The organism is Porticoccus sp. (genome assembly GCF_041592135.1).
Taxonomy (GTDB): Bacteria; Pseudomonadota; Gammaproteobacteria; order Pseudomonadales; family Porticoccaceae; genus Porticoccus.
In genome coordinates this window covers 1-5,960 of sequence record NZ_JBFHQR010000139.1, presented here as the reverse complement: position 1 = coordinate 5,960, position 5,960 = coordinate 1, and the positions used below count along the sequence as shown (strand labels likewise).

The following is a 5,960-nucleotide window of genomic DNA, read 5'->3' as shown; positions in this document are numbered from 1 at the left end:
TGACCCATGAGCGATGGTGACAACACGACTTTCAGCGCCGGCGAGTGGCTGCGCTACACCCGCCATATCCAGCTTCCGGAGGTGGGCGCCGCCGGGCAATTGAAGCTGAAGCAATCCCACATCCTGGTGGTCGGCGCCGGCGGCCTGGGTTCACCGGTGGCCCTCTATCTGGCCGCCGCCGGAGTGGGCCAGCTGACCCTGGTGGACGGCGATGTGGTGGATACCAGCAATCTGCAGCGGCAGATCATTTTTGAACACCAGCAGGTGGGACAATCCAAGGCCACGGCCGCCAAAGAGCGCCTGCTGCGCCTCAACCCGGATATCCGCGTCGACGCCGTCGAGTCGTTCCTCAGCGCCGACAATGCCGCTGCGCTGGTAGCCGCCGCTGACCTGGTGGTGGACTGCACCGACAATTTTAGCGCCCGCTACCTGATCAACGATTACTGCTGCGCCCTCGGCAAGCCATGGGTATTTGCCAGCATCCAGAAATTCTTCGGCCAGTGCGCCCTGTTTACCCCGGGCAATGCCTGCTTCCGCTGCCTGTTTCCCGAGGCCCCGGCCAATGTGGAGGACTGCAACAGCGCCGGGGTGATCGGCGTGCTGCCGGGGCTGCTCGGGGTACTGCAGGCCAACGAGGCGATCAAATACCTGCTGGGGCTGCCGACACCGCTGCGAAACCATCTATTGCTGGTGGATGCCCTCAACCTGGAATTCCGCTCCATCCAGCTGACCCGCAGCGACGACTGCGCCGCCTGCCGCGATCCCGCCGGCGCGCCAAACCTGCCACGGCAATCCGCACCGCTGTGCGCTGCCGATAACAGCAGGGATAGCGTGTTGACGCCGGATGCCTTCCGGGATCGCTACCGGGCGGGAAATTGTGTACTGCTGGATGTGCGCGGCCCGCTGGAACGACAGTCCTTTCACATCGGCGGACTGCACATTCCCCTCGACGAATTGCCGCAACGGCTGACGGAGCTGGGGGGCGTGGAAACGGTACTCTGCTACTGCCAGAGCGGTATCCGCAGTGGCAAGGCGGTGGCGCTGTTGCAACAGCAGGGCGTGAATGGCATCAGCCTGGACGGCGGCCTGCTGGCCTGGCTGAGATGTTCACTGGAAACCCTCGACGACAGCCACAACCGCTAGTTGCCCTTCGATATCCCGGCTGCATGCCGGAAGTTGCAGAGGAGGGTTACCTCCTCTGCCCGTCACAGGATCATGCCACCCAACGATAGTCTGCAAAGACCTCATCCAGTTCGGTATGAAACAGGTGATTGTTGTAGTTACTGAGGGTTTTCACGGCAATCGCCACAATCACTTCCAGCACCTGTTGTTCGGTGTAGCCGGCGGCCAAAAAATCCTCGACTTCTGTCCGGGCAGGGGCACCCCGTTTATTCAACATCACCACGACAAAATCATGTAGCGCCTGAAGTTTTTTGTCTCCGACGGGTAGCCAATTTCGAAGTGAATCTGTTACCTGAGACGGCACCCCTGACATTTTTTCAGCAATCATGCTGTGGGCGCCCACACAGTAGTCACAACCGTTTTCACGGCTGATGGTAATAAAAATCACCTCCTGTTCCACCGGTGTAAACGTCGCCTCCTGGCGGAACAGCTGATAACCATTCAGGTACATTTTCAGCAGCGCTGGCGCAGTGGCCATGGCGGTGTACATGTTTGGCAAAAATCCAAAATTATTTTTCTGCTCGGTTAATATTTCTTTTACCGTCTCGGGTGCAGTAGCCAACTCAACCAGAGGCAGTGTCATTTTGTATTCAGATTTCATCAGTATTCGCTCCTAAATATGGACTTAACGGTTCAAAAAATGGCAAAATTTTTTTACTGCTGACTAGCAAGGTTTTTCAAAAAATCGACGGATACCGTATTGCCCCCGACGCCCCACTGGCCTTCCGGAACATCTTCAATAATGACCCAGGTAACCGGTCTCAAGCCCTCCCCTTCCACAGACAAAATGGCATCCGTCACGCGTTCGATCAGTTGTTTCTTCTGCTCGGTATCGAGGTACCCGCTGAGCCCTTTCAATTGTGCTAATGGCATATACATCTCCTATGGACAAAGTAAATATTAAGGACTAATCGGTCCTTAATTTGGCAAAAAAATTATTCAACTGTTCTCATAATAAGTTCGATAACGGGCAGCAGGTCTTCTTTCCTCATTCCCGCCTTGACCATGGTGCGCAGTCCACTGACCGCGATAACGAAATAGTCCACCACGGCATCCAGTGAAGCGGGCGCCGCCATTTCACCTAGGGCAATGGCCTGCTCAAAGGCACGGCGGAACACTTTGCTCATCTGTGCGGATCCCGTGGCGACGGCTTGGCGGACTTCGCTGTCACGTTGCGATAGCTCGTTGGCGGAATTGACCAGAAAACAGCCTTTTTTCGTGGCCCGGCCACCGGCTTCCGCCACCACTTCTTGCAGAAAATGGTGCAAAAACTCTTTCGGCGATGCACTGCGAGCCAACTGCTGTAACAGTTTATCCGTCATGCTTTGCTGATAGTGACCCAGGCACTTTATAAAAAGCGCCTGCTTACTGCCAAAGGTTTGATAAAGACTGCTTTTCGACAGCTTCATGACCCTGAGCAGATCCGTCAAGGAGGTGGCCTCGTAGCCGACCGCCCAGAATTGCCCGGTGGCGGCTTCCAGTGCGCGGTCAATATCGAATTCTCTGGGTCTGCCCTGATTCATGACCTTATTATGAACCAAATGGTCCAATTGTCAACCAGAAGCCAGGGGGGGGGCTCAGCCGCCGGTGGTGTTCATGAAACGCACCACCTGCGGTTGGTCCGCATCATAGAAATGATGCCTTTCCGGCTTGATGTCCATCGCGGCGACTATTGCCGCCTTGAGGGCATTCAGGTCACCGGGATGGCTGCGAATCACCGCCCGCAGATCCACCGAGTGCTCGTTGCCGAGACACAGCAGCAGTCGCCCCTCGCAGGTGACCCGCACGCGGTTGCAGCTCTCACAGAAATTATGGCTGTTGGGGGAAATAAAACCGATGCGGCTGTCGCTGCCGGCGATGCGGTAGTAGCGAGAGGGGCCTGGCGAACTATCATCGCTGCAGCTCAGCGGGTAGTACTCGCCGATGCGCTGGCGGATCTCCTCACTGCTGACCAGCTCACCCTGGCGCTGGTCCCGGCCCGTCTCTCCCAGCGGCATCTCTTCGATAAAGCTGATGTCCAGGCCGCGCTCCAGGGCAAATTCCAGCAGCGGCATGATTTCGTCATCGTTGTGACCGCGCATGATCACGCTGTTGATCTTGACCCGCTCGATGCCGGCCCGCTGGGCGGCCGCGATGCCCTTCAATCCCCGATGCAACTCGCCGGTGCGGGTGATCTCCGCAAAACGCCGGGGTTGCACGGAGTCGAGGCTGATATTGATGCGATTGACACCGGCGGCAACCAATTCGTCGGCGACCTCATCAAGCCGCGAACCGTTGGTGGTCAGCAGCAGCTCATCCAGCCCCTCCAGCTTGCCCAGGTCGCGCACCAGGGACAGCAGGTTGCGTCGCACCAGCGGTTCTCCCCCGGTGAGGCGGATGCGACTGACCCCCAGCTCGACAAAGGCACGGCCGAGAAAAGCCATTTCCTCCAGTGTCAGCAACTGCTGGCGCGGGACAAAGGTCATATCCTCCGCCATGCAGTAGATACAGCGGAAATCACAGCGGTCCGTCACCGACAGGCGCAGGTAGTTGACGACCCGGCCAAAGCGGTCAGTCAGGGCTGTGGTTTCGCGGTCAGGCATAGTGGGCTTAAACAACATAACAGGAGTCCGGAGCGTACCCGATCAACGCATCAGGTCAAGCCCGAAGTGGTCTCAACCCGGGGATTTGCCGCCGCAGACCGGGCATTGCTGCTGTTTGGCAATGGCAAAGCGCTGCCACTGGTGGTGGCGGCCATCAAACACCAGCAACTTTCCATTGATGTCGGAGTCGAGACCCAGCAACAGTTTCAAGCCCTCCAGGGCCTGCAGTGAGCCGAGCACCCCCAACAAGGGACCGATCACACCGCTGGTACTGCAATTGAGTACCGGCTCTGTGGCCGACGGTGGCTAGAGGCACTCGTAGCAGGGGGTTTCCGGGCGACGAAAATCGAACAGCATCAGGTGCCCCTCCCAGCGAATTGCCGCCGCCGAGATCAGCGGCACACCTGCAGCGGCACAAACCCGGTTAATGCCCTTGCGGGTGGCCAGGTTGTCGGAACAATCCAGCACCAGATCCACTTCCGGAACGTAACTGAGCAGGTCGCTTTCTTCCAGCGCCTCATCGATCACTTCCAGGTCGATATGGGGATTCAGCGCCAGCAACCGTTGTTCCGCCAGTAGCGCCTTGGCTTCACCCACGCTGTCCGTGTCGTAGAGAATCTGTCGCTGCAGGTTGCTGATGTCCAGATTGTCGCCATCGGCAATAATCAGCTTGCCCACCCCGGCTGCCGCCAGATACAGCACCACCGGTGAACCCAGCCCACCGAGGCCAATGATCAATACCCTGGCGCGGGACAATTGCCGCTGCCCCGCCTCACCGATATCGCCGAGCAACAAATGGCGACTGTAGCGCTGGCGGTCGCGACTACTGATCATGCTCCCTCCCGAACCGAAGGCGGGCCAGCTGCCACTCCTCGGGGGTATTGGCGTTCATCAAGGCCTCTTTATCGGTGACGGGCAACTGCACCCCACCCATGGCCTGCAACAGCTTTTTCAGCGAGCGCGGCTGCGCCGAGCCCTCGGCAAACACCTGTTCGATGTAGTGCAGCAGAGATGGGTTGACCGGCAGGTAAAGGGGCAGATAACAATCCCGGTAACAGACCGGAACGCCCCGTTGCTCGCCCTGTTCCAGCAGTTCGCGCAGCAGGTCGGCCGTCAGCAGTGGCATGTCTACCGGCAGCACCAGCAGGGCAGCGGGTTGGAGCGTTTTCAGGGCCGAGTAGATACCACCCAGGGGGCCGGCCCGGGGCACCAGATCGGCAATACCCTCAGCCCCGCCACTGACGGCCACATCGAGCCCCAGGGTCTCCAGCAACATGCGGGCGAACGCCAACATGCTCTGCTGGTTGCGGCGCAGCTGGGCCTTGTCCATGCCCATGCGGCTGGACAGCCCTCCGGCCAGAACCAGGCCTCGACAATCCGATGTTGACTCTATCACCTGTATGACAAACTCAATATTTCAATGAAAAGCCCAGAATACCAGTATCCACAACCGTTGCCAGCAGCCATAAAAAAACCGCGCACAGGGCGCGGTTTTTTCAGAATGCTGCGGCAAACTTATTTACTGTTGTCGACCATGTAATCGGCGGCGGCGTGGATTTCATCCGCGGAGCAGTCCATACACAGGCCCTTGGCAGGCATACCGCGAATACCGTTCAGCGCGTTGCTATAGAGTGTTTCCATGCCCTGGGCGACACGGCTGCTCCAGTCGTCGGCAGAACCCAGCTTCGGGGCGCCAGCTGCACCGGTGCCGTGACAGGCAGTACACTTGGTATTGTAGATTTCTTCACCGGAGCGGGGGCCGGATGCCGCGGCGACGGGAGCCGCTGCCACATCTTTCTCCAGAACCACTTCACCGGCGGGGGCGAGACGCTCGGCCATTGCCTTTTCCTGATCGGCAGTGAGCTTCACTTCTTCGCTCTCGGAACCGCAACCAGCGATACCCAACGCCAGCAGCAGAGCAACAGCAGCCAGACCTGTTTTTTTCAATTGGCTCATTCTCGCCTCCATATAATTCGTATTAGCGGCCAAAGACAGTGGCGCATTATAGCGACATAAGCTGCCACCGTGAACGCTGTTTGTGGGAAAGTTTCGACTCACTAGGGCCTGTTCACACTAATTTGGTTGCCTCTGTTGTGACTAAAAAAGCGCCAATCTAGGCGCGAGAAATGAATTTAGTGGTTCTAACTGAGTGACGAGCAACGACGAGTGGCGCTTTTTTAGCCGCAACCCGAAGGG

At 58.1% G+C, this 5,960-nt stretch carries 7 protein-coding genes and 1 pseudogene; 1 reads left to right on the top strand and 7 read right to left on the bottom strand.

The features are described 5' to 3' along the window. Positions 1-6: 6 nt before the first annotated feature. On the top strand, positions 7-1,143 hold the full coding sequence (gene moeB, locus ABY948_RS10720; RefSeq protein WP_461482531.1) for a molybdopterin-synthase adenylyltransferase MoeB: 1,137 nt from the start codon (positions 7-9) through the stop codon (positions 1,141-1,143). 70 nt (positions 1,144-1,213) lie between these two features. On the opposite strand, the gene ABY948_RS10715 is transcribed toward moeB, so the two are convergent. The 7 genes and pseudogenes from ABY948_RS10715 to ABY948_RS10685 all read right to left on the bottom strand — a co-directional run bounded on the left by ABY948_RS10715 (position 1,214) and on the right by ABY948_RS10685 (position 5,720). Then, a complete protein-coding gene (locus ABY948_RS10715; RefSeq protein WP_461482530.1) occupies positions 1,214-1,783 on the bottom strand; it encodes a carboxymuconolactone decarboxylase family protein in 570 nt (189 codons plus the stop codon). A 53-nt stretch (positions 1,784-1,836) separates the two neighbouring features. Continuing rightward, entirely contained in the window at positions 1,837-2,055 is a 219-nt protein-coding gene (locus ABY948_RS10710; RefSeq protein WP_461482529.1) for a tautomerase family protein, read from the bottom strand. Positions 2,056-2,117: 62 nt separating this feature from the next. Then, the gene (locus tag ABY948_RS10705) at positions 2,118-2,705 is read right to left on the bottom strand and encodes a TetR/AcrR family transcriptional regulator (RefSeq protein ID WP_461482528.1); all 588 of its coding nucleotides are present in this window, start codon (positions 2,703-2,705) and stop codon (positions 2,118-2,120) included. A 54-nt stretch (positions 2,706-2,759) separates the two neighbouring features. Beyond that, positions 2,760-3,782: a GTP 3',8-cyclase MoaA gene (gene moaA / locus ABY948_RS10700; protein WP_461482527.1), complete on the bottom strand. Its 1,023-nt coding sequence runs from the start codon at positions 3,780-3,782 to the stop codon at positions 2,760-2,762. 54 nt (positions 3,783-3,836) lie between these two features. After that, positions 3,837-4,598, bottom strand: a pseudogene (locus tag ABY948_RS10695) (HesA/MoeB/ThiF family protein). Further along, complete coding sequence (gene mobA, locus ABY948_RS10690) at positions 4,588-5,160, bottom strand: molybdenum cofactor guanylyltransferase (protein ID WP_461482526.1); 573 nt, start codon at positions 5,158-5,160, stop codon at positions 4,588-4,590. The pseudogene ABY948_RS10695 and the gene mobA overlap by 11 nt, the downstream one beginning before the upstream one ends. Before the next feature lie 119 nt (positions 5,161-5,279). Next, a complete protein-coding gene (locus tag ABY948_RS10685) occupies positions 5,280-5,720 on the bottom strand; it encodes a c-type cytochrome (protein ID WP_461482525.1) in 441 nt (146 codons plus the stop codon). Between the last annotated feature and the right edge of the window lie 240 nt (positions 5,721-5,960).

Coding starts and splice junctions, on each gene's coding strand:
- ABY948_RS10715 (WP_461482530.1), bottom strand. CDS start 1,783: ATGAAATCTGAATACAAAATGACACTGCCTCTGGTTGAGTTGGCTACT.
- ABY948_RS10705 (WP_461482528.1), bottom strand. CDS start 2,705: ATGAATCAGGGCAGACCCAGAGAATTCGATATTGACCGCGCACTGGAA.
- moeB (WP_461482531.1), top strand. CDS start 7: ATGAGCGATGGTGACAACACGACTTTCAGCGCCGGCGAGTGGCTGCGC.
- ABY948_RS10710 (WP_461482529.1), bottom strand. CDS start 2,055: ATGCCATTAGCACAATTGAAAGGGCTCAGCGGGTACCTCGATACCGAG.
- moaA (WP_461482527.1), bottom strand. CDS start 3,782: ATGTTGTTTAAGCCCACTATGCCTGACCGCGAAACCACAGCCCTGACT.
- ABY948_RS10685 (WP_461482525.1), bottom strand. CDS start 5,720: ATGAGCCAATTGAAAAAAACAGGTCTGGCTGCTGTTGCTCTGCTGCTG.